The sequence below is a fragment of the Singulisphaera rosea genome, assembly GCF_054877945.1.
In genome coordinates, this window is record NZ_JBTYIP020000008.1 from 315277 (window position 1) to 337545 (window position 22269).

18 protein-coding genes are annotated in these 22269 nt (G+C 64.6%); 13 read left to right on the top strand and 5 right to left on the bottom strand.

Annotation, left to right across the window (positions count from 1 at the left end; genetic code table 11):
* Positions 1–568 precede the first annotated feature (568 nt).
* Positions 569–1222, top strand: coding sequence for a hypothetical protein (locus ACYOEI_RS16895; protein WP_462850698.1), 654 nt, complete (start codon positions 569–571; stop codon positions 1220–1222).
* A gap of 231 nt (positions 1223–1453) precedes the next feature.
* Here ACYOEI_RS16895 and ACYOEI_RS16900 read toward each other — a convergent pair whose 3' ends face one another.
* The 4 genes from ACYOEI_RS16900 to ACYOEI_RS16915 form a co-directional block, all read right to left on the bottom strand.
* Positions 1454–2623 carry an HlyD family secretion protein gene (locus ACYOEI_RS16900; RefSeq protein WP_462850699.1) on the bottom strand — a complete coding sequence of 390 codons (1170 nt, stop codon included), beginning with the start codon at positions 2621–2623 and terminating at the stop codon, positions 1454–1456.
* A gap of 43 nt (positions 2624–2666) precedes the next feature.
* Positions 2667–3425: an ABC transporter ATP-binding protein gene (locus tag ACYOEI_RS16905; RefSeq protein WP_462850700.1), complete on the bottom strand. Its 759-nt coding sequence runs from the start codon at positions 3423–3425 to the stop codon at positions 2667–2669.
* 77 nt (positions 3426–3502) lie between these two features.
* Positions 3503–4882, bottom strand: coding sequence for an ABC transporter permease (locus ACYOEI_RS16910; protein WP_462850701.1), 1380 nt, complete (start codon positions 4880–4882; stop codon positions 3503–3505).
* Positions 4883–4894: 12 nt separating this feature from the next.
* Positions 4895–5560 carry a TetR/AcrR family transcriptional regulator gene (locus tag ACYOEI_RS16915; protein ID WP_462850702.1) on the bottom strand — a complete coding sequence of 222 codons (666 nt, stop codon included), beginning with the start codon at positions 5558–5560 and terminating at the stop codon, positions 4895–4897.
* 232 nt (positions 5561–5792) lie between these two features.
* Between ACYOEI_RS16915 and wecB the strand changes: the two genes are divergently transcribed.
* Positions 5793–7001, top strand: a complete 1209-nt coding sequence (wecB, locus tag ACYOEI_RS16920; RefSeq protein ID WP_462850703.1) for a non-hydrolyzing UDP-N-acetylglucosamine 2-epimerase — start codon at positions 5793–5795, stop codon at positions 6999–7001.
* 60 nt (positions 7002–7061) lie between these two features.
* Positions 7062–7886 (top strand): hypothetical protein, encoded by an 825-nt coding sequence (locus ACYOEI_RS16925; RefSeq protein WP_462850704.1) that lies wholly within the window; start codon positions 7062–7064, stop codon positions 7884–7886.
* A 103-nt stretch (positions 7887–7989) separates the two neighbouring features.
* On the opposite strand, the gene ispH is transcribed toward ACYOEI_RS16925, so the two are convergent.
* The gene (gene ispH / locus ACYOEI_RS16930; RefSeq protein ID WP_462850705.1) at positions 7990–8961 is read right to left on the bottom strand and encodes a 4-hydroxy-3-methylbut-2-enyl diphosphate reductase; all 972 of its coding nucleotides are present in this window, start codon (positions 8959–8961) and stop codon (positions 7990–7992) included.
* Between the two features lie 400 nt (positions 8962–9361).
* Here ispH and pyrR point away from each other — a divergent pair, with 400 nt between their 5' ends.
* The 10 genes from pyrR to ACYOEI_RS16980 form a co-directional block, all read left to right on the top strand.
* A complete protein-coding gene (gene pyrR, locus ACYOEI_RS16935) occupies positions 9362–9907 on the top strand; it encodes a bifunctional pyr operon transcriptional regulator/uracil phosphoribosyltransferase PyrR (protein ID WP_462850706.1) in 546 nt (181 codons plus the stop codon).
* An 81-nt stretch (positions 9908–9988) separates the two neighbouring features.
* The gene (locus ACYOEI_RS16940) at positions 9989–10960 is read left to right on the top strand and encodes an aspartate carbamoyltransferase catalytic subunit (RefSeq protein ID WP_462850707.1); all 972 of its coding nucleotides are present in this window, start codon (positions 9989–9991) and stop codon (positions 10958–10960) included.
* A 190-nt stretch (positions 10961–11150) separates the two neighbouring features.
* The gene (locus ACYOEI_RS16945) at positions 11151–12425 is read left to right on the top strand and encodes a dihydroorotase (RefSeq protein WP_462850708.1); all 1275 of its coding nucleotides are present in this window, start codon (positions 11151–11153) and stop codon (positions 12423–12425) included.
* A gap of 222 nt (positions 12426–12647) precedes the next feature.
* Positions 12648–13310 (top strand): NYN domain-containing protein, encoded by a 663-nt coding sequence (locus tag ACYOEI_RS16950; RefSeq protein ID WP_462850709.1) that lies wholly within the window; start codon positions 12648–12650, stop codon positions 13308–13310.
* Positions 13311–13470: 160 nt separating this feature from the next.
* Positions 13471–14721 carry an ADP-forming succinate--CoA ligase subunit beta gene (gene sucC, locus ACYOEI_RS16955; RefSeq protein ID WP_462850710.1) on the top strand — a complete coding sequence of 417 codons (1251 nt, stop codon included), beginning with the start codon at positions 13471–13473 and terminating at the stop codon, positions 14719–14721.
* A gap of 98 nt (positions 14722–14819) precedes the next feature.
* Positions 14820–15701 (top strand): succinate--CoA ligase subunit alpha, encoded by an 882-nt coding sequence (sucD, locus tag ACYOEI_RS16960; RefSeq protein WP_462850711.1) that lies wholly within the window; start codon positions 14820–14822, stop codon positions 15699–15701.
* A gap of 137 nt (positions 15702–15838) precedes the next feature.
* On the top strand, positions 15839–16444 hold the full coding sequence (locus ACYOEI_RS16965) for an NUDIX domain-containing protein (RefSeq protein ID WP_462850712.1): 606 nt from the start codon (positions 15839–15841) through the stop codon (positions 16442–16444).
* 1378 nt (positions 16445–17822) lie between these two features.
* Entirely contained in the window at positions 17823–18029 is a 207-nt protein-coding gene (locus tag ACYOEI_RS16970; protein ID WP_462850713.1) for a hypothetical protein, read from the top strand.
* Between the two features lie 96 nt (positions 18030–18125).
* Positions 18126–19772 carry an exosortase E/protease, VPEID-CTERM system gene (gene xrtE, locus ACYOEI_RS16975; RefSeq protein ID WP_462850715.1) on the top strand — a complete coding sequence of 549 codons (1647 nt, stop codon included), beginning with the start codon at positions 18126–18128 and terminating at the stop codon, positions 19770–19772.
* 105 nt (positions 19773–19877) lie between these two features.
* Positions 19878–22269: SpaA isopeptide-forming pilin-related protein (locus ACYOEI_RS16980; protein ID WP_462850716.1), on the top strand; the 2392-nt coding region annotated here is incomplete at its 3' end.

A 22269-nucleotide genomic window follows, 5' to 3' on the forward strand; every position in this document is an offset into this window, starting at 1 on the left:
CTCACATCTTTTCCTACCAAAACACCCTCGCCCCGCTATCCCTCTCAATCCCCGATTCTCCTCCGCAGAGCCCCCGAGACTCAGAGTTTTCCCCTCCGGGCCGATAAACTCTGCGGGTTGCCTCGACCTGAATCGTCCGGCAAGGTATGCCTTCCCTCCCCCCTCTCAACGCCCCTCATCACCTCGGTTCCCGACGTCCCCGTCAATCACGGCCTCGGGATAGACGGTGATCATTTCCGCTCCCTCCTCGAAAGCTTGCGTCCGCGCGGACGTCCCTGGTAACCCGCACCGACTCGAGCCGAGCCTTCCCCTTGATAGAGAGGATGGCTGCGTCCCAGAGACACCGCTGAAACCAGGGATCTCTCTCTGCGACGCAACCATCGACTCTACCGGGGGACCGTCCTCACGACCGAGTCGGGAGACTCAGGGCGAGCGTGCCTCGTCTAGGCTTCTCGTTGAGGGTTCGTGAGGCAAGTGAAGCCGCGAGGACCTGCCTCCGAAACGTTGCGTCGCTCGTGATCCTCAGCTAATCTGCGCAATAGGTTCATCACGCGTGGAGGCTGCCGCGATGAAGTCGACGCACGCTGGGCCCGTTGGGGCCTTCGGGATTCTCCTCGGAGTCGCCTTGTGCCTGTCACCGGCCCTTCAGGCCGAGGAGAAGACGAGTTCTGCCACGAAGACGAACGCCCCCGAGGGAGAGAAGGCTGCCGAAGCCAAGGGGACTCTCACGATGGAGCCTGGCATCGCGTGCCTCTCCATCAAAGGCTACGAGGACTACGAGCCCCTCCCCGGTCCCGAGTTGACGAGCGACGAGAAGCTACTCGTCTACTACCGCCCGCACGGATTCAAGGTTGAAGAGGCGAAGTCGTCGTACCATGTCCATCTTTCCCAGGATGGTCAGATTCGTCGAAAAGGGGAGAAGGCCGTGCTACTCCGAAAGGCCAAGCTTCTCGACTACGAATTCACGGTCGACCACACCCCATACCCCATCTATCACCGGAATACCTTCAGCCTGAAGGGGCTGAAGCCCGGCGAATACGAGTACGACATCATCCTCCACGACCTCCTCGCGAAGACGCCGCCCGTCACCCAGTCCGTCCGCTTTCGAGTGATCGCCGCAGAACCGCCGAAGGCCGAAGAGTCGCCCGAGGAGGCCGACGAGCCGACGACGGAACCGAAGCCGAAGCGAAAGGCAAGGCGCGCGACTGCTCCTCGCTCCTGAGCAAGTGCGGGATGTCGACTCGGCAGAGTAAATCGAATCGGTGGGCAGTGCCCACCCTACACGAAAGGGAACCCCTCTCCCGTAGGGTGGGCACTGCCCACCGATTCTCATGCGTCGCACGATCGAGGAACACCCACTGAACATGAGCCTAGAACTTCACGATTCAGTGCCCCTCGAGACTAAACCGACCTCCATTTGATTGGCTCGAGATCGGCGCAAGCTCTTTCGCGATCAGTGCGTCGAGGGTTGGACGGGGGTGGCTTCGACCCGGGAGGCCGAGGACGTTCCCGTCGTGGGCTCGTCGTCGAACGGGAGCTTGTTGTCGGGGCTCGCGTCGAGCGAAACACCCTTCGGGGCCTTGGCCGCCTTGAGATAGACGTCCATCTGCTGGCCGACGTAGACGTCGACGGGACGCTGGTCGGGCAGGGCGTAGACGACCTGGAGGACCCGGGTGTCGACCCGCTCGGAGTTGGAGCCGGTCAGGCTCTTCTTGGGGATGACGTAAGGCTCGACGTAGACGAAGTTGAGCGGGAACCGCACCTGCGAACGCCCTTTGAGAGTGGCGATCGCTTCGGCCCCCTTCTCGAACAGGGGAAGGTCGCTCTCGTCGATGTCGATGCGGACGTGGAGCCTCTGGACGTCGCCCAGGACGACCATCGGCTCGTTCCAGGTCATCGCGGCGAATTGGCCGAGCCTGACGTTGAGTTGGAGGATCTGACCGTCAGCCAAGGCCTTGACTGTGCAACGTTCGAGGTTGATCCGCATGCTCTCGACCTGGCTCTGTGCCTGCAGAACGGCGGCCTCGGCGACGTCGATGTCTTCCTTCCAGGTCCCCGCCAGGATCTTTTCGAGGTCGGCCGACGCCTTGGCGGCGGCACCCTTGGCGGCAAAGAAGGCGTAGCGGTCCTTATCGAAGTCACTTGAGGCGAGCATCTGGCGCTGGTGGAGTCGCTCAGAACGCCCCATCGCCGCCTCGGCGTCGGAGAGTTTCGCCTTCGCCTCCTCGACGGCCGCACGCGCCGGGGGGATGTCTTCCGGTCGGGGGGCGGATTTGAGCTTGTGGAGTTGGGCCTGGGCCGCGGCCAGGTCGGCCTCGCGGACCTTGAGCATCGACCGCAGGTCGCGGTCGTCGACCCGGAACAGGGGGTCCCCCTTCTTGACGAGGTCCCCCTTCTTCACGAACACCTCCCAGACGACGCCGGGGACGTTCGTGCCGATGGGGATATTCTCCTTCTTGGCCTCGACCAGCCCCGCCCCCGCGATCGACTTCATCGACGGGTGGGACGGGGGCATCACGACGGGGTGCGAGACCGGAGGCGCCTGCCTCGCCTGGACCACGGTGAAGATCGCGAAGAGGACGCCGAAGACCGCAAAGAACGGGAGCAGATATTTATTGAGCATGATCCGACCACTCATTTCTTCGTAGGGGGAATGGATGCGAGGCTCAGGCGGCCGCCTCGCCGTCCCGCTCCTCGACCTCGACGATCTTGCCGTCGTCCATGTGGGCGATGCGGTCGCCGAAGTGGAACACCCGGTTGTCGTGGGTGACGATGACGACGGCCCGATCGGGCCGGACGGCGACCTCGCGGAGGAGTTCCATGACCGTCAAGCCCGTCTCGTGGTCGAGAGCCGCGGTCGGCTCGTCGCAGACGACCAGCCTCGGCTCGTGGACCAGGGCACGCGAGATCGCGACACGCTGCTGCTGGCCCCCGGAAAGCTGCGAAGGCAGGCTCTCGGTCTTCTTGCCCATCCCGAGTGAAGAGAGGACGTCCCGGGCCCGGGCGACCGCCCGATCCTTGGGCCACCCGGCGATCACCAGCGGGATCGCCGCGTTCTCGGCCGCGGTCAACGCGGGCAAGAGGTTGTACTGCTGGAAGACGAACCCGATGTGCCGGGCACGGAACCGCGTCTTGCCCCGGTCGCTCATCGCCGAGACCCGCTCGCCGAAGATGTCCACCACACCGGCGTCGCAGTCGAGGATCCCGGCGATCACCGACAAGAGCGTCGTCTTGCCGCAACCGGAGGGGCCGACGATCATCGAGATCTGGCCCTGGTAAATGTCCCAGTCCACGCCCTGGAGCGCCAGGACGCGCTGATCACCCGCCCCGAAATGCTTGGATACGCCCCGGATCCGGACGGCCACTTCGCCGGCCGCCGTGTTGGGCCGCGAGGCCCCCGCGGTCACGATCCCTGGATGCGACATGGAGGCTCACCCCTCCTACTCTTGGGAATTCGAGATCAAACAATCATGTGATCAACGGTCTCGGGCTGACCGACCTGTTACCCTCGGAAGACGACCGCCGGCTCGAGCACGATCACTCGGCGGACGCTCAGGACGCTCGACAGGATGCAGATCAGGACGACGGCGGCCGCCGTGATCGGCAGCAGCTCCCAGGGCGTATAGAAGGCGAGCTCACCCCCCTGGGTCGACTTCCCGAACCAGGCGGCCAGCCCCACCCCCATGCCGTACCCGAGCAGGCCGACGATCATCGCCTGGAGTAGGATCATCCCCACAATCCGGAGGTTGGTCGCACCCATCGCCTTCAAGGCGCCGAACTGCTTGAGGTTCTCGAGCGTGAAGTTGTAGAAGGTCTGCCCGGCGATCGCCGTCCCGACCAGAAACCCAAGCAACGTGGTGATGCCGAAGTTGATCGGGATCCCCGTGTACTTGGCGTAGTACATGATGGTGTCCCAGATGAACTCCTGGCTCGTCCTCGCCTTAAGTCCCGTCTGGCGCCGGATCGACTCGGCGACCGTGGCCGGGTTCACGCCCTCCTCGGCCTTCGCCAGGACGTAGGAGAGGATCTTCCGCTCCTGCGGAGCGAAGAGCTTCGAACGCGAATACGTCGTGTAGATCACGGCGTTCGACTGGAACGTCCGCGTGGCCTCGCAGACCCCGACGATGATCGCCCGATGATCGTTCATCTCGAGTTCCCGGCCGAGGAACCGCTTGTAGAATGCCTTCTGCTTCGCGCGCTCCGCGTCGTCCGGCTTCGCGTGGACGCCCGAGCTGGCCGAAAGGGCCGGGGCGTAGCCGAGGGCCTGTCGGAAGGTGTCGATGACCTCGCCGGGGGTCTCGGCAACCCTCGTGACGAACCGCGAGGCCCTCTCCCGGATCCCCATCGGCGCCTTCTTCTCGAGCTCCCCCCAGGGTTCCCCCGGATAGAGCTTGGAGAGCCGGGTGTAGTCCACCACGACCGCGTCGGGCTGTCGAAGGCTGGTCAGGCTGCCGACGATCATCCGCTCCGGCGGCGGAGCCCCCACCATCGACGAGTCGTCGAGGCCGAGCAGGATCACCTGCTCGATGATCTGGTGCTTGACCATCCGGTGGGTCGCCGGGTCGAGGCTCCTCGAATTCACCTTGGCCCGGGCGTTCCCCTTATAGAGCGGGACGGCCCACTTCACCCCGTCGACGCCTCGGACTCGGTACAGGTTGTTTTCGATCATGGGCTTGACGTCGTCGATGTAACGGACGTTCGCGTCCATCACCCACAAGTCCGCGCCCGTGATGTCGTAAATCTGGCCGGCGGTCCGGCTCATCAGCCCGCAGAAGATCGATCCCTGTTGCGTGATCAGGAGCGAGGCGAAGGTCAGGCCCATGACGATCCCGAGGAACTTCGCCCGGTCGCCCATCAACATCTTCAGCGCAATCCAGGACATCGTCCCCTCCCGTTAGCCCGCGGAAACCTCGTCACCGACGACCGACTCCCCCGCGACGTCCAGGGGCGGGACCAGCCCCAAGGCCGCGAGGGTGAATGACGCGATGTGATTCGAGAGGAAATCCAGATCCAACGACTCGTACGCTTCGGGGCCGATCAGCCGTTCGGAGATCGGCCTCGCGATCTTGTAGTGCAGGCACTGCCCGACCACGCTGAAGACCAGCGCGTTCAGCCGACGTTCCTCGGCCTCCGGACACACGCGGTGCATGATCCCCTTCAACTTCTCGAATCGCGGGCGAATCGAGTCGCGGACCAACGCCTCGCAGGCCGAGGTCGGCTGGACCATCTCCCGGAGCATCAGCGCGTGGTGCCAGCGACGCCCCTCCGTGTTATCTAGCACATTCTTCAAGAAATGATGGATGTAACGCCGGAGCTGGGCCGCCGGTGGCCCTTCGTCGAAGACCGTGCCGGGGACCAGCTCGGACCCCGAATGGTGGGCATGCAGGACGGTCGCGACGTAGAGCTGCTCCTTGTCCCCGAAGTGGTAGTTCACCGCCGCCAGGTTCGCCCCCGCCCGGTCACAGATCGACCGGATGCGCGCGGAATCGAACCCTTTCTCGGCAAACTCCTCGCCCGCCGCTTCCAGCAACCGTGCTTTCGTCTGGTCCGCGTCCGCCATCCCGTCTCCTTCAGATCGCAAAACGCCTGTTTCAAACAGCCGTTTGGATCACTATAGGCAGATCGAGGAACCAGTCAAGTCGAAATCTGACTGGCGTATCGCGAATCGAGAGGGAAAAACGTGAGCAGTCGTCGGATCGCGAAAGCGGCTTGATCCGAGGGATGAGAGCGGTTGTACTCGTCGTGGTGGGGCGAAGTGTCGCCAAGTCGACTCGACGGAGGGTGCCAGAAGGATGCGACCGGTCGTGGTGTGTGCGGTGGGGACTCGCCCCGAGGCGGTCAAGATGGCGCCCCTCATCCGTCGGCTCCGCAAAGAAGCGGCGCACCTCGATGTCCGGGTGCTGGCGACAGGGCAGCACCGCGACTTGCTCGACCAGGCCCTGGCCGACTTCGAGCTCTCCGCCGACGACGACCTCGACCTCATGCTCCCGGGGCAAGACCTGACGGGCCTGACCGCTCGCGCACTCGTGGCGATCGGGGCGTACCTCGAGCGAGTCCGACCGGGTCTCGTCCTGGCGCAGGGAGATACGACGACGGTCCTCGCCTCGGCGCTTGCGTGCTACTACCACAAGACCTCGTTCGGGCACGTCGAAGCGGGTTTGAGGACCGGCCACCCCTTCGACCCCTTCCCCGAGGAGAAGAACCGCGTCCTCGCGAGCCACCTCGCGGACATCCACTTTGCGCCCACGCCGCTCGCCCGACGGAATCTACTCCGCGAAGGGATCCCGGAGGCCCGAATCCATGTCACCGGCAACCCCGTCATCGACGCCCTGAAGCAAACCGCCGACCGCGACTTCCCGCTCCCGATCGAGCCGGCGACCCCAAACTTCCTTCTCGTCACGCTCCATCGTCGGGAGAACTTCGGCGCCCCGCTCGAGCGGATTTGCCAGGCGTTACGCGAGCTCGTCGACAGCGAGCCGGCCCTGAGCGTCGTCTTCCCGGTCCATCCGAACCCGCAGGTCAGAGGATGCGTATTCGACCGGCTCGGGGGACACGGCCGAATCCTCCTGATCGACCCGGTGGGATATCGACCGTTCGTCGCGCTCATGAAGGCGGCGGTCATGATCCTGACCGACTCCGGGGGCGTGCAGGAGGAGGCGCCTTCGCTCGGAAAACCGGTCCTTGTCCTCCGAGAGACGACGGAACGTCCGGAGGCCGTCGAGGCCGGTACGGTGCAGGTCGTCGGCACGGTTCCGGAGGCGATCCTGTCCGCCGTCCGCGCCGCGTTGACGAGCGAAGGCCGGAGTCGTCCCGGGTCATTGAGGGCGAATCCATACGGCGACGGATGGACCTCGGAGCGAATCACCCGGATCCTGCTCGCCCGCTTCGGCGTCGACCTCGGTCCCCTTCCCCTAGGCTTTTCGGTGGAATGGCCTCCCGCCGAGTCGAAAGCCCTGGGCGAGCGCCGGGAGTTGCTTGGCGAGGGGAACGACCTCGCTTAGAATAAATGGGTCGCCCCCTTGGGACTCGCCGCGAAAGGCCTACCCTTCGAGCCTACTCCCATGGATCAGGAACACGAAAGACTCCGCCAAACCTACCGAATTTGCCGCCTGGGCTTCGCGATACTTGCCTTCGCCTTGATCCTCGCTTCGCTGACCTCACTGGTCTTCTTCTTGCGATTCATCGACTTCGACACGTTCGCCTGGATTACTCAGTCCGCCTGGTTTTATTGGCTCGATGTCCCGATCGTCTGGGGATGCCTGATCGGCACGTACCTCCTCTGGGGCCGTTGGCCCGACTCGGGTTGGCAGCGACGCGCGGGCTTCTTGGTGCTGATGTGCGCCATCGACCTCGTCCTCTGGTTCCTCAATCACAGCGATGACCTGGGGCTCCGCCTCGGCGAGGTCGGGCACCACTGGCTCCGGCTGTCGCTGGGAGAGGCCCTGGGTTGGGCCGAGTTTGCCTTGGTCGCGGGTCTTTCCTGCGACCTCATGGCCCACTTCGGGGTCGAGCAGGCTCCCGAGGCCGGCAAAGCCACTCGCTCCCTCGCCGCGACCGGTGCCTCGGTCTGGACGCTGTACTTCATCCAACAGACCGCCTGGAATCGAGGCTGGCCCTTGCAGGCCAAAGGGTTCCTCAACCCCGAGTCGAAACTACTCTACGTCGCGTTCCAGATGGTCTGGGCGATCACCCTCATCCAGGTCACCGCACTGACGATCGCGACCACTCGCCAGGCGACGCGCGTGCTCGCGGAGATGGACGCCGAAGAACGCGACGACGATCTCCTCTTCGCATCGACGGATTATAATTTCACGCCTCACGACGCGCCGGACGACTCGTGGCACGCGAAGGACGACGGCGCCAATCGCTCCAATAGCCCCTGGTGAAGCAAAGCACTTCACCGACAATTCGAACTGTCCCACCGACCCCGACAGGCGCGGTGGTGGCGACTCCCCTCCGAACGTCTGCGTCAAACGGATACGGACGGGTTCATCCCGTCAGTTGAGCATCATTGGCTGACGCACCGGCCGTCGCGAGGAACTCGCGTAGGGAGCGGGGCAGGGGGAAGTGGACGTTCTCTTCGCGGATCCGCTCCTCCTGAATCGTCGCCCCATACTGCCGTTGGAGGTATTCGACGCACTCCTGCACCACGTCTTCGGGGGCGCTGGCCCCTGCGGTGATGAGGACCGTCTCGACGCCCTCGAACCATTCCGACTTCGCCTCGGCGACGCCGTCGATCAGGTGGGAGTGGGGGCCGAGCGCGTTGGCGATCTCGGCGAGCCGTTTGCTGTTGGAGCTATTCTGGCTGCCCAGCACGAGGACCACGTCGGCCTGCTTCGCGAGCTCTCGCACCGCCTCCTGGCGGTTCTGCGTGGCGTAGCAGATGTCATCCTTCGGGGGGTTGGCGATCTGCGGGAACTTCTTCCGCAACGCGTTGATCACGAGGTTGGCGTCGTCGACGCTCAAGGTCGTCTGCGTCAGGTAGGCGACCTTCGAGGAGTCCGCGATCTCGAGGTGTTCGACATCCTGGGCCGTCTCGACGAGGATCATGCGGTCGGGGGCTTCGCCCATCGTCCCGATGACCTCATCGTGGCCTTCGTGCCCGATCAGGATGATCGTGTACCCTTCCTTCGCATACTTGACCGCCTCGAGGTGGACCTTCGTGACCAGCGGGCAGGTCGCGTCGATCGCCTGGAGCTTTCGGGACCTCGCTTCCTCCCGAATTTGCGGCGAGACGCCATGCGCACTATAAAGGAGCGGGGCGCCTTCGGGCACCTCCGAGAGCGACTCGACGAAGACGGTCCCGCGACGAAGGAATCGCTCAACCACATATTTATTGTGGACGATTTCATGATACACGTAGATCGGAGCCCCGAAGAATTCGAGCGCGCGCTCGAGGCTCTCGATCGCCATGTTGACCCCTGCGCAGAAGCCTCGGGGATTGGCCAAAATGATCTTCATCGCGGGGGAATCCTCCGGCGGGATCGAATCCATGACGCCCTCATCCTAAGCGTTTTGGCCCCGGACGAAAAGGCGGAGCGGGCGAAGGCTGAGGTGCGTTTGCCCTTCCGTTCCGAGCGACCTTCGTGATGCTGGACCACTCCGAAGTTTATCGCCGGAACCCAGGTAAAACAGGCAAACTCTACCGACGCCTCGCCATCGGCCTGCATGACCCGAGCATCCCGAGGAAACCTCATGATGCTGGAGGCTGATGCAAAGCGAGGGGTTCCCCTCGAGCACCATCCTGCGAGCGTCCCGAGGTTTTCGAGGGCCGCCCCATCGGCTTGCAAGGGGAGGGGAGGAGTGCTACGATCCGAACGTGAAGGAGGGACGACGGTTCGATCACCCCGAGAGATCGCCCATGAACGAGCCGGACACCCGCCTTTGTGACGCGGAAGGGCTGGCCGGCCTCCTCGACGCGATGGCGAAGGACATCGTCCAGGGCAGGTGTATCGGGTCTCCGCTACGTCTCGTGGGCATCCGGAGTCGGGGGGTGCCGATCGCCGAGCGTCTCGCCAGGCTCCTGGCCCCGATGATCGGCGCCGAGGTCCCGGTCGGTGCGGTGGATATCACGCTCTACCGCGACGACCTCGACCAGGGCGAACGTTGGCCCGTCCTGCGGGGGACCGAGATCGCGTTCGGGGTCGACCAGACGGAGATCATCCTGGTCGACGACGTCCTCTACACCGGCCGCACCGTCAGGGCCGCGTTGAACGCGGTCTGCGACCTGGGGCGGCCCGCACTCGTGCGGCTCGCGGCGCTCGTCGATCGAGGGCACCGTGAGCTGCCGATCCAGCCGGACATCGTCGGCCTTCGCGTCCGCACCGAGCGTTCCGAGCGGGTCCGCGTACGCGTGACCCCGGTCGACCCGGTCGACGAGATCATCCGGATCGTTGAGACCAAGTAACCCCCTCCAAAGAAAGAAGGGCCCCTTTCGCCGACCGTCGGCGGCCGGGACCCCGGGAGGGACGGGAGTTCGACCACGCCCATGGAATCCCCCGCCGCGTCGGCGACCCCGCTGGCCTGGAATCGCAAGCACCTCCTGGGGCTCGAGGACCTCTCGCGCGACGAGATTGTCGCGATCCTGGACACCGCCGACTCGTTCGCCGAAATCTCGACCCGGAGCCGCAAGAAGGTCCCCGCGCTCCTCGGCCGGATCGTCTTCAACCTCTTCTTCGAGAACTCAACACGGACGCGGACCAGCTTCAGCCTGGCGGCCAAGCGACTCTCGGCTGACACCCAGGATTTCACCGCCAGCGTCTCGAGCCTGTCGAAGGGCGAGACGTTCATCGACACCGCCAAGAATATCGAGGCGATGGGGGCCGACGTCATGGTCGTCCGCCACCCGACCCCGGGTGCGCCCCACCTCCTCTCTCAGCACGTCCGCTCCTCGATCATCAACGCCGGCGACGGGGCCCACGAGCATCCGACCCAGGGGTTGCTCGACCTGATGACGATCCGACGCGCCAAGGGCCGGATCGACGGTCTGACCGTCGGCATCGTCGGGGACATCAGCCATTCGCGCGTGGCGCGGTCGAACATCTGGGGTCTGCTCAAGCTCGGGGCCAAGGTGATCCTCTGCGGGCCGCCCACCCTCGTCCCGAAGAAGATGGAGCAGATCGGGTGTGAGGTCGCCTATCACCTCGACGAAGTTTTGCCCCATTGCGACGTCGTCAACGTGCTCCGCATCCAGTTCGAGAGGCAGCAGAAGGCGCTCTTCCCTTCGGTCTCGGAGTACTTCCGGCTCTTCGGGCTCACGCAAGGGCGTGTCGAGAAGGCGAAGGAGGATCTCCTCGTCCTCGCGCCCGGTCCGATCAACCGAGGGGTCGAGCTCACCCCCGAAGTCGCCGACGGGCCGAACTCCGCCATCCTCGCCCAGGTCACCAACGGCCTGGCCGTCCGCATGGCGGTCCTCTACCTGCTCAGCGGCAAGATGGACGCCAAGGTCGCGGCGGACTAAAAACCCTTCCCGAAACCCGGTTTTCTTAAAAACCGGCTTTGTGTAGGGAACGGGTTTCTGTAGGGAATAGGTGACGACAACCGAGGAGACCGTCGGCGTTGACAGTGTCAGAAACCCGGTTTTTACGAAGAAACCGGGTTTCGAGAGCGCACCAATCCACGAACGTGTTCGAGACCGATGGGAGTGAGCCTTGGGGACGATCCATATCACGGGCGGCCGGATCATCGACCCGAGCCAGGACATCGACCGGATCGGCGACCTCTGGATCAGCCGAGGACGGATCGCACCGATCGGCGAGTCGTATGAGGACGCCGAGGTCGTCATCGATGCCCGAGGTCTGATCGTCTGTCCCGGCCTGATCGATATACACGTCCACCTTCGCGAGCCCGGGAACGAGGAAGACGAGACGATCGCCACGGGCGCCGATGCGGCCCTGGCCGGGGGCGTGACCTCGCTCGCGTGCATGCCGAACACGATCCCCGCGCTCGACAACCAGGCCTCGGCGGAGTTCGTCGTCCTCCAGGCCCAGCGGGCGCGCAAGGCCCACGTCTACCCGGTCGGCGCGGTGAGCAAGGGGAGGAAGGGTGAGGAGTTAGCCGAGCTCGGCCAGCTCGTCGCGGGGGGCGCGGTCGCCTTCACCGACGACGGCGCCCCGGTCGCCTCGGCCTCGCTGATGCGCCAGGCGCTCTCGTATGCAAAGATGTTCGACCTGGTCATCATGCAGCACTGTCAGATCCCGGAGCTGACCGTCGGCGGCGTCATGAACGAGGGGTTCGAGTCGATGCGGCTCGGGCTCGGCGGCATGCCCGCGGCCGCCGAGGACATCATGGTCGCGCGCGACATCCGGCTCGCCGAGATCACCGGGGGCCGCGTCCACATCCAGCACATCTCGACGGCACGCTCGGTCGAGCTCGTCCGCGATGGTATCAAGCGTGGGGTGCGCGTCACGGCCGAGGCCTGCCCGCACCACTTCACCCTGACGGACAAGTCGCTGCGTACATTCGACTCGAACTTCAAGATGAACCCGCCGCTGCGGACGCAAGAGGATGTCGACGCGGTGATCGAGGGCCTCAAGGACGGCACGATCGAGATCATCGCGACCGACCACGCCCCGCACGCCCCCGAGAAGAAGATGCGCGAGCTCGACCAGGCCCCCTTCGGGATCGTCGGGCTCGAGACCTTGATCCCGATCACCGTCCACGGCCTCATCACCCCCGGGCACCTCGACTGGCCCGCCGTCATCCGCAAGCTGACGGTCAACCCCGCGAAGCTCCTCGGCATCCCCAAGGGGACCCTCAACCCGGGTGCCGACGCCGACGTAACCCTGATCGACCCCGAGGCCCGCTGGACCATCGACCCCTCGAAGTTCCGTTCCAAGAGCCGGAACACCCCGTATGGCGGCTGGGAAGTCCAGGGCCGCGCCCACACCGTCATCGTGAGCGGCGAGGTCCGCTACACCCTCTGACACTCGATCCATCAAGGCGGGGGAGGATTCACCACAAAGGCACAAAGGGCACAAAGACAAGGAGGTTTTAAAAAGACTTTCTCGTTCTACTTTGTCCCCTTTGTGCCGTTGTGGTGAATCCGCTCCGCTTTCAATCTCGGGCTTGCGGCCTCAAACAAGACCGGCGACACTGGTAAGGAGAGTTCTCCAACGTCCCTCGGTCGCCGTCGCGCCGGTCCCGACATGCGTTTCCTCATCGACGGCTACAACCTGATGCATGCCCAGGGATTGATGGGAAAACGGTTCGGCCTCGACGGCTTCCGCAAGGCCCGGACCAGGTTCCTCAACGGCCTGGCCGATTCCCTGGGCGCCGTCGACGCGCACCTCACGACCGTGGTCTTCGACGCCACCTCGCCCCCCGGCGACCTCCCTCGCGAGTCGAGCCACAAGGGGATCCGCGTCGTCTTCGCCGTCGCCGAGGACGACGCCGACGAACGGATCGAGGCCCTGATCGCCGGGCACTCGGCCCCCAAGCGGCTCACGGTCGTCTCCTCCGACAACCGAATCCGCCTCGCGGCCACGCGACGACGGGCCAAGGCCCTCTCCACCGACGACTTCCTCACCATGCTCGACGAGCGCAAACGCCGGCCGTTCGACCTCCCCCCCTCGAAGAACTCCGAAACCCCTCGCGAGAAGACATTGTCGCCGAGAGAGTCGGAATACTGGCTCAACGAGTTCAGCGAGTTGCAGGAAACCCCGGACGTCCTGGGAGAGCTCGGACGAGCGGCGGGGATCCCGACCGATGTCGACGTCGCCAGGATCGAGCGCGAAGTGGAGCAGGAATTCCGACGACCCGGAAACGACCTCCCCCCAAGACCGACCCGCCGCCACCCCAAGGATCGCTGAGAAGGCCGAAATCGCCGGGTCGCCCCCGGGCCGGTGATTCGACGACTCTGGCCCCGCTGGGGTCTGGAAGGCGGGGGAATCCCTATGGTAAAACCGCCCCGAGGAAGCCCCGCGCGCACCGGATCAGGGCGGCACTCATCACGTTAGGAATTTGGCGATCATGAAAGTCCACGAGTATCAAGCCAAGGACCTCCTCAAGGCCGCCGGTGTCGCGGTCCCTGCGGGGATCGTCATCACGACTCCCGAGGAAGCCGGCGCGGCGTACGACACCTTGGGGGGCGGCCTGATCGTGGTCAAGGCCCAGGTCCACGCGGGCGGTCGCGGCAAGGGGGTCGCCGTCGGCCCCGAATTCGACCGCGAGGAAGCCCTCGAGATCGCCAGCGGCCACAAGCCTCGTCCCGAAGGGATGGCCAAAGGCGTGCAGCTCGTCCAGTCGCGCAAAGCGGCCATCGAGGCGGCCGCGAGCCTGCTCGGCAAGACCCTCGTCACCTACCAGACCGGCGCCGAAGGACAGCCGATCGCCAAGGTCCTCGTGACCGTCGGCCACAACATCGCCCGCGAACTCTACCTCGGCCTGGCCATCGACCGCGTCACGCAATGCCCGGTCCTGATGGCCTCGACCGAAGGCGGCGTCGAGATCGAGACCGTCGCGCACAACACCCCCGAGAAGATCCACCGCGAGCCGATCGACGTCGGACTGGGACTCGCCGGCTTCCAGGCGAGGAAGGTCTGCCAGGTCCTCGGCCTCAAGGGCGAGACCGCCAAGAAGGGCGAGACCTTCCTCAAGAACTTCGTCCGCCTCTTCATCGAAACGGATGCCTCGCTCGCCGAGATCAACCCCCTGATCGTGACCGAGGACGGCGACGTCCTCGCCCTCGACTGCAAGCTGAACTTCGACGACAACGCGATGTTCCGCCACCCCGCCATCGCGGCCCTGCTCGACGTCGCCGAGGAAGACCCGGCCGAGCTGCGAGCGAGCAAGAGCGGCCTGAGCTACGTCAGCCTCGACGGCAACATCGCCTGCCTCGTCAACGGGGCCGGGTTGGCGATGAGCACCATGGACCTGATCAAGTACCATGGCGGCGAGCCGGCCAACTTCCTCGATGTCGGCGGCGGCGCGAGCAAGGACCAGGTCCTCGAGGCATTCCGGATCCTCCTCGCCACGCCCAAGGTGAAGGCGGTCCTCGTCAACATCTTCGGCGGCATCATGAAGTGCGACATCATCGCGTCCGCACTCCTCGCCGCCTACGACGAGCTCGACTTCAACGTCCCATTGGTCGTCCGACTCGAGGGGACCAACGTCGAGGCCGGCAAGAAGCTGATCGAGGACAGCGGTCGGAAGATCATCACCGCCACGGGGCTGACCGACGCCGCCCAGAAGGTTGTTGCCGCCGCCAAAGGGGCTGCCTGAATCGACACGCCAACGTATCCGTCGCGCGTGTGCCGCACGGCGACGATTCCCGGGAAACGTAGGCGTGTGGCACACGCCCCACTCAGGATTTTAGACGTATGAGCATCTTGGTCGACAAGAACACGCGGCTGATCTGCCAGGGGATCACCGGTAAGGCGGGGGCGTTCCACTCCGAGCAGTGCCGCGACTACGGCACCAACCTCGTCGGGGGCGTGACCCCGGGCCGAGGCGGCGGGAACACCCTCGGCGTGCCTGTCTTCGACACCTGCACCGAGGCCGTGAAGGCCACCGGCGCGAACGCCTCGATGATCTTCGTCCCCCCCGCAGGCGCCGCCGACGCGATCCTCGAAGCGGCCGACGCCGGCATCCCCCTGATCATCGCGATCACCGAAGGGATCCCGGTCCTCGACATGGCCAGGGCCGTGGCCTACCTCAAGGCCCATCACCCCAAGACCCGCCTCATCGGCCCCAACTGCCCCGGAGTCATCACGCCCGGCCAGTGCAAAATCGGTATCATGCCCGGCTATATCCACAAGCCCGGCAAGGTCGGCGTCGTCAGCCGCTCGGGCACCCTGACTTATGAAGGCGTCTGGCAGCTCACCAACCTCGGCATCGGCCAGAGCACCTGCGTCGGGATCGGCGGCGACCCGGTCAACGGCACGGACTTCGTCTCGGCCCTCCGCCTCTTCGAAGCCGACCCCGACACCGAAGCGGTCCTCATGATGGGCGAGATCGGCGGCGACGCCGAGGAAAAGGCCGCTGCGCTCAAGAAGTCGGGCGAGTTCACCAAGCCGCTGGCCGCCTTCATCGCCGGCCAGACCGCCCCTCCCGGCAAGCGCATGGGCCACGCCGGCGCGATCGTCTCCGGCGGCTCGGGCAAGGCGTCCGACAAGATCGCCGCACTGGAAGATGCCGGCATCCGCGTCGCCAAGAGCCCGGCCGACATGGGCGCCGTGCTCAAGGCCTCGCTGAAGAGCTGACGTGACGTTTTCCCCAACGAAGGCTCGAAGCCGCGGGAGGGCGGATCCGAGATCGAGCGGGAGACTTCCCGCGAGACTCCACCGCTCGCCCGAGACTTCGGGCCTTCGTCCCTAGCCCCATCCGATGTACCTTCGTCATGTCCGACCCCGAACATCAAAATCCCTGGACGACCCTCGGTACGCGCCTCGTTTATGAAAACGCGTGGATCTCGGTGCGTGAGGACCAGGTCCTTCGTCCCGACGGCCAGCCCGGGATCTACGGGGTCGTCCACTTCCCGAACAAGGCCGTCGGCGTCCTGCCCGTCGACGACGAGGGCCGACTCTGGATGGTCGGTCAGTTCCGCTACCCGCTCGGCCGCTACTCGTGGGAGATCCCCGAAGGCGGAGGCCACGGCGCCGAGACCCCCGAAGAGACCGCCCGCCGCGAGTTGCGTGAAGAGACCGGGCTCAACCCGAAGAGCCTCGAGCTCCTGGCGATCTCGCACCTGTCCAACTCCGTCAGCGACGAAATCGCCTACATTTTCCGCGCGACCCACCTCGAGCAAGGCACCAGCGCCCCGGAAGGGACCGAGCGCCTCCAGGTTCGTCTCTTCGAATGGCCCGAAGTCTGGGCGATGTTGAATCGCGGCGAGATCACCGACTCCATGACCGTCATCGCTCTCCTCCACGAAGCCCTCCGCCGCGCCACCACCCCGATGTCCCACGCCTCAGCGCCTTCGCCCGAAGGCATCGACCACGCCTGATCCTTCGCACGTTCTCGGTACCGGCATGCTCGCCCCCCCCCGCTACATGACAACATGGGCGAGGGATCACGCTCCCATCACCACATACTCATCCACTTCTCTTCCTCCTGCCCCTCAAGGGCAACCTCCTGTCGTCTGGCAACATGAGCCCCCGACGAGACGACGAAGCCTCTCTGTCCGTGTCTCCGTCTGGGGCGGCAGAAGCTCCCACAGAGCGCATCATGCTCGGATAACATCCACATGACCGCTCCCGCGGGATGGCCTTTACAAGCCCGAAGCGCCAGCGAGTGATTCGCCTCTCGAGACATCGAAGAGATTCACTCGCTGGTGCTTCGGGCTTGTATCAAAAAAGTGCCACTCGACGATTAGCCGCTTCAGAGAAGCTTGCGGATCGGTTGCTCAGGGCACGGCGTGCCTGTCAACCGAGGGCGTGGACGATAACGGGATCGGCTCCACAGCGATGAGGAAGAACCATTCACAGTCTTCCTCCGACGTGTACAACGCATGCGAGATCCGCCCTTGAGGATCGCCACTCCTGCATCGCGCCCAATCCACCGTTGGCTGCCTGTTAGCCCCGGGCCGGACCTCTGCCCATTGCGAGTCGCCAACAAAGAGGGCTCCATAGCCGGCCGGTTACTTTAGGATAACCCTTCATCGCACGATTGCTCATTGGTCCAATTCGAGCTATGGGCATTGATTCCCCCACAACATCGGCCAACGATACGTTTTACAATCGATGTACAATAATGTTCATATGCACGGAGACTTCGCGATCGGAGACTCCGCCAGTCTGGCGGCATGTACGATCATGCCTTCGGACAACGTCTCTGACATACGGGTCCGGGCTCGATCCGATCCCGGGTGAAGGGAGAGATTGTCGATCCTTGATACGGAAGAGGAGACGACGGATCAGGCTTGTGACCTGCTTGTCACAAGGCATCGCCGCCGGCCAAAAACCGGGATCTTAATCGATGAATCCTGTCGCCATCATATAGATGTACTGTCGACATTCGATGTCGACATTCGGCTTCTATGACTTTCGTTGATAACTGATGTGGCAATTGGGCAACATGATACGCATTAGGACAAAAATATTTCCGGCATACCCTTGAATTGCGCGGATGCGTCTCGATAGATTTGGCTCTCGTGTGCACCGCGAGTGTACGCCGACAAACGTGCTCGAACGGCTGCGGAAGGCCGGAACGCAACGACGCGTAGCGAGTCGCAGCTCGAGAGCCTGCCCGGGCTTCGTGCCGGATCGACGACCTCCCCAGGTGGTCCGTGTCGCGAGCATTGCTACGGCGAAATCCGGGCGGCCCGTCCGCCGGCGGGACCATTTGTCGTCGACCGTTTCCTATCACTCTTGCACGAGGACCACATGATGAATCAACAATCGTCGGGTCGGGTGACGCGCTTGGCCAGGAAGGGCGGCGGGTTCGCGCTGCTGCTTGCGGCGATGAGCGGCATCGCACAGGCTGTGCCCCCCTTGATGGCGCCGGAGATCGACCCGGGCACGATGCTCAGCGCGTTAACCCTGACCACCACCGGTCTGCTGATGCTGACCGACCGGGTCCGCCGCAAGTAATCCCCCCGCGCCGCGGTACGACCACATTCCCAGGTCGACCGCGGCCGCTCGACGATGCCCGCACCTGGCGAACCACCTCTATCGGGATCGACGTGAATGCCTATCGAAGTTCCGACCTTCGAGCTTATCGAATCGTCCCGACTGCGGCGGACTTCGGTCGTCCGGCAGGCCTTGTTGGTCGCGCTCCTCTTCGGCGAGATGATCGCCTTCACGCTAAAGTTCGATGCCCAGAAGTTGGTATCGAATTATGCGTGGTTTTACAGGATGAACATCGGGCCGTCGCTTCTGATCCAACTGCTCGTGGCCATCACCGCGGGGGTCGCGGTGTTGTGGGCTTCGGGTGTGTCCAGGTCCCCCCGCACTGCCGTGGCGGAGGGGGTGGGCTCCCGACACCCGTGGTTCTGGCCTTGCCTGCTTGGCCACCTCGCGGCCAGCGGGGCGTTGATCCCTCTGACGACTTGGCTCTTCGAGGGCGACGGGATCGAGCACCTTGTCCCCGTCGCCGCCTGGATCATCACCGGCTCCTTGGCGATCGGGCTTTGGGTCGGGGCCTGCGCTCCTCCGAGACGCTGGATGTCGCTCTGGCGTCGCGGCCGGGTAGCCCTGCTGGTCGGGGCATCGCTCGGCGTAGCCGCTTGGGCCGCGGGACGATTCACGGTGACACTCTGGAGGCCACTACGGTGGGCGACCTTCCGAACGGTCGAGGAGCTCCTCGGACTGTTCATGCCCGATCTGGTCAGCCTCCCCGAGACGGGCATCCTGGGAACTCCAGGGTTCCAAGTCGAGATCGCCCCGCATTGCTCCGGCTATGAGGGGATCGGCCTGATCTTGGTCGTGCTGGCGGGATACCTCCGGCTCTTCCGCGGGACCCTCCGCTTCCCCGCCGCACTACTCTTATTGCCGCTGGGAACGGCCCTGATCTGGTTGGTCAATGTGCTCCGGATCTCGGCTCTCATCGCGATCGGAACCTGGTGGTCACCCGAGTTGGCCCGTGGCGGGTTCCACTCGCAGGCCGGCTGGATCGCGTTCAATGCGGTGGCGCTCGGGCTGATCCTCCTTTCGCAGCGCGTCGGCGTGTTCAAGCGGGAGAGTACGATCGCCGTGGGGACCCGGACGGCCGACCCCACGGTCGTGTTCCTCGCGCCGATGTTCGCGATCCTCGCCGTGACGCTCGTCACGGCCGCGATCACCGAGGGCTTCGACCGCTTTTACCCGGTGCGCGTACTGGCCGCAGGCACGCTGCTCTGCGCATTCCGGCGCCACTACACCGAGCTCCGATGGTCGTGGTCCTGGGAATCGTTCGCCATCGGGGTTGCGGTCTTTGCCCTTTGGATCGCTCTGAGGCCGCACACGCCTCCATCGACTGAACTTAGGCAGGGGCTCGCGTCCCTACCGACGGTCTGGGCCGTCTTCTGGCAAGTATCACGGGTCGTAGGCGCGGTTGTCACCGTGCCCCTGGCCGAGGAGCTGGCATTCCGCGGCTATCTGACCCGTCGCCTGATCGCGACCGAATTCCTAAACGTTTCCCCCGGCCGGTTCACCTGGCTGTCGTTTCTAATCTCGTCGTTGATGTTCGGGGCGCTCCACGAGATGTGGGCGGCCGGGACCCTCGCGGGAATGCTCTACGCATACGCTTACTATCGTCGCGGCGAGTTGAGCGACGCTGTTGTCGCCCACGCCACGACCAACGCCTTGCTCGCCGGCTGCGCGCTCGCGGCGGGCGATCCCAGCCTCTGGGTTTGAAGCGAACGTGGCCCGCCCTCGTGGGGGAGGCTGCGCGCACCGAGCACGACCCGGTCGAGGCCGGCGTCGAAGGATCATATTCCGCCTACCACCAGGGAAACGACCATGAGAGCGATCTCCATCCGGAAAAGCCGCCCGTCGAAGATCTCCCGACGTACCTCGGCCTCGAACCGCCTGAGCCTCAATCTGGAGAGTCTCGAGCGTCGAGAGTTGCTCGCCACGGGACAATTCTTGCAGGGGATCGCTTACGACGGCGGCGGGAGCCCACTCAACGGGGCCACGGTCAACCTCTACCTGATCAACCCCGACAACTCCCTGACCCCGGAAGGGTCTCGAGTCACGGGCAGCGATCCGAGTTTGCCCGCCGGAGCCTACCAATTCACCGGCCTGGCTGCCGGCAACTACGAACTCGTCGAGACCGCCCCGACGGGATACACCAACACCGGGACCCAGGTCCACTCCCAGCTCAACACCGCGTCCGTGGTCGACACGAAGACCATCAAGGTCACACTCCCATCCTCTCCCTTGAACGCCACGGTCCTTTTCAATTCGACGGCCTACACGAACTATCAGAACCTTAGCTTCAAGTTCTTCGGACAGACCGTGTCCTCCAGCATCGGGCAGTTCCCGGTCACGGCCAACTCGAACACGTTCCCTACCTTCTGCATCGACATCAATAACGGGTTCGCCCTCGGCACGAACACGTACCCGGTCCTCCCCAGCACCGACCTCAGCGCCTTGACATCGACCGCTCTGCCGAGCAACGCGCCGGCCGGCTCCCAGCTCTATAATTCGGGGCGGATCGCCTACCTGTTCAGCAAATACGACACGACAAGCCTTACCAAAGTGCAAGCGGCCGCCCTCCAGCTCGCAATCTGGAGACTCGAGTACGATAACGATGCGAGCGTCCCGGACTTCCAGCACGGCCTACCCACCGGGAATTTCACCAACGTCACCGCAGCCACGGGGACCAGTGCCGCCGATCTCACTGCCGTCTTGACCCAGGCGCAGGCCTACTGGGTGGAATCGGTGAACCACAAAGATCTGGCCATGTTCCTCGTCGTCGACGGCGCTTCCTCCACAGGCGGCAAGCAGGGGATCCTGGCGACCGATAGCCTGAGCTTCATGAACACGCTTCTGTCTTCGCCATCGATCGTGACGAGCCAACAGCCGGCGTCGGCAACCGTCGGGACTTCGATCGCCGACAAGGCGATCGTCAGCGGGGGCACTAACCCGAGCGGGACGGTAACCTTCCGCCTCTACGACAACTCGGCGGGCACCGGCACTCCGCTCTTCGTCGACACCGAGACCTTGGTCGGCGGCGTCGCAACCAGCGCCGGATATACCGCCACCGCCACAGGCACCGACTACTGGGTCGCCACTTACAACGGCGATTCCAACAACTCCAGCGTGATCAGCGGCCTCGCCGACGAGCCCGTCATCGTCAGCCCCGCATCGCCCTCCATCGTCACGATCCAGCAGCCCGCCTCCGCCACCGTCGGAGCACAGATCGCCGACAAGGCCGTCGTCAGCGGGGGATACAACCCGAGCGGCACGGTCACCTTCCGCTTGTATTCTAACCCCAACGGCACGGGCACTCCGCTCTTCACTGACACTGAGTCCTTGGTCGGCGGCGTCGCAACCAGCGCAGGATACACAGCCACCGCCACAGGCACCGACTACTGGGTCGCCACTTACAACGGCGATTCCAACAACTCCAGCGTGATCAGCGGCCTCGCCGATGAGCCCGTCATCGTCAGCCCCGCATCTCCCTCCATCGTGACGGTACAGCAACCCGCAACCGCCACCGTCGGATCACAGATCGCCGATACGGCGACCATCAGCGGCGGCTATAACCCGAGCGGGACGGTAACATTCCGCCTCTACGACAACTCGGCGGGCACTGGCACTCCGCTCTTCACGGATACCGAGACCCTCGTCGGTGGCGTCGCCACGAGCGCTGGATACACCGCAACCGCCACAGGCACCGACTACTGGGTCGCCACCTATAACGGCGACTCCAACAACTCCAGCGTGATCAGCGGCCTCGCCGACGAGCCCGTCATCGTCAGCCCCGCATCGCCCTCCATCGTCACGATCCAGCAGCCCGCCTCGACCACCGTCGGCAGTTCGATCGCCGACAAGGCGATCATCAGCGGGGGCTTCAACCCGAGCGGGACCGTGACATTCCGCCTCTACTCCAACCCCAACGCCACAGGCACTCCGCTCTTCGTCGACACCGAGACCTTGGTCGGCGGCGTCGCAACCAGCGCCGGCTATACCGCCACCGCCACAGGCACTGACTACTGGGTCGCCACCTATAACGGTGATTCGAACAACTCCAGCGTGATCAGCGGCGTCGCCGATGAACCCGTCATCGTCAGCCCCGCATCGCCCTCCATCGTCACGATCCAGCAGCCCGCCTCGACCACCGTCGGCAGTTCGATCGCCGACAAGGCGATCATCAGCGGGGGCTTCAACCCGAGCGGGACCGTGA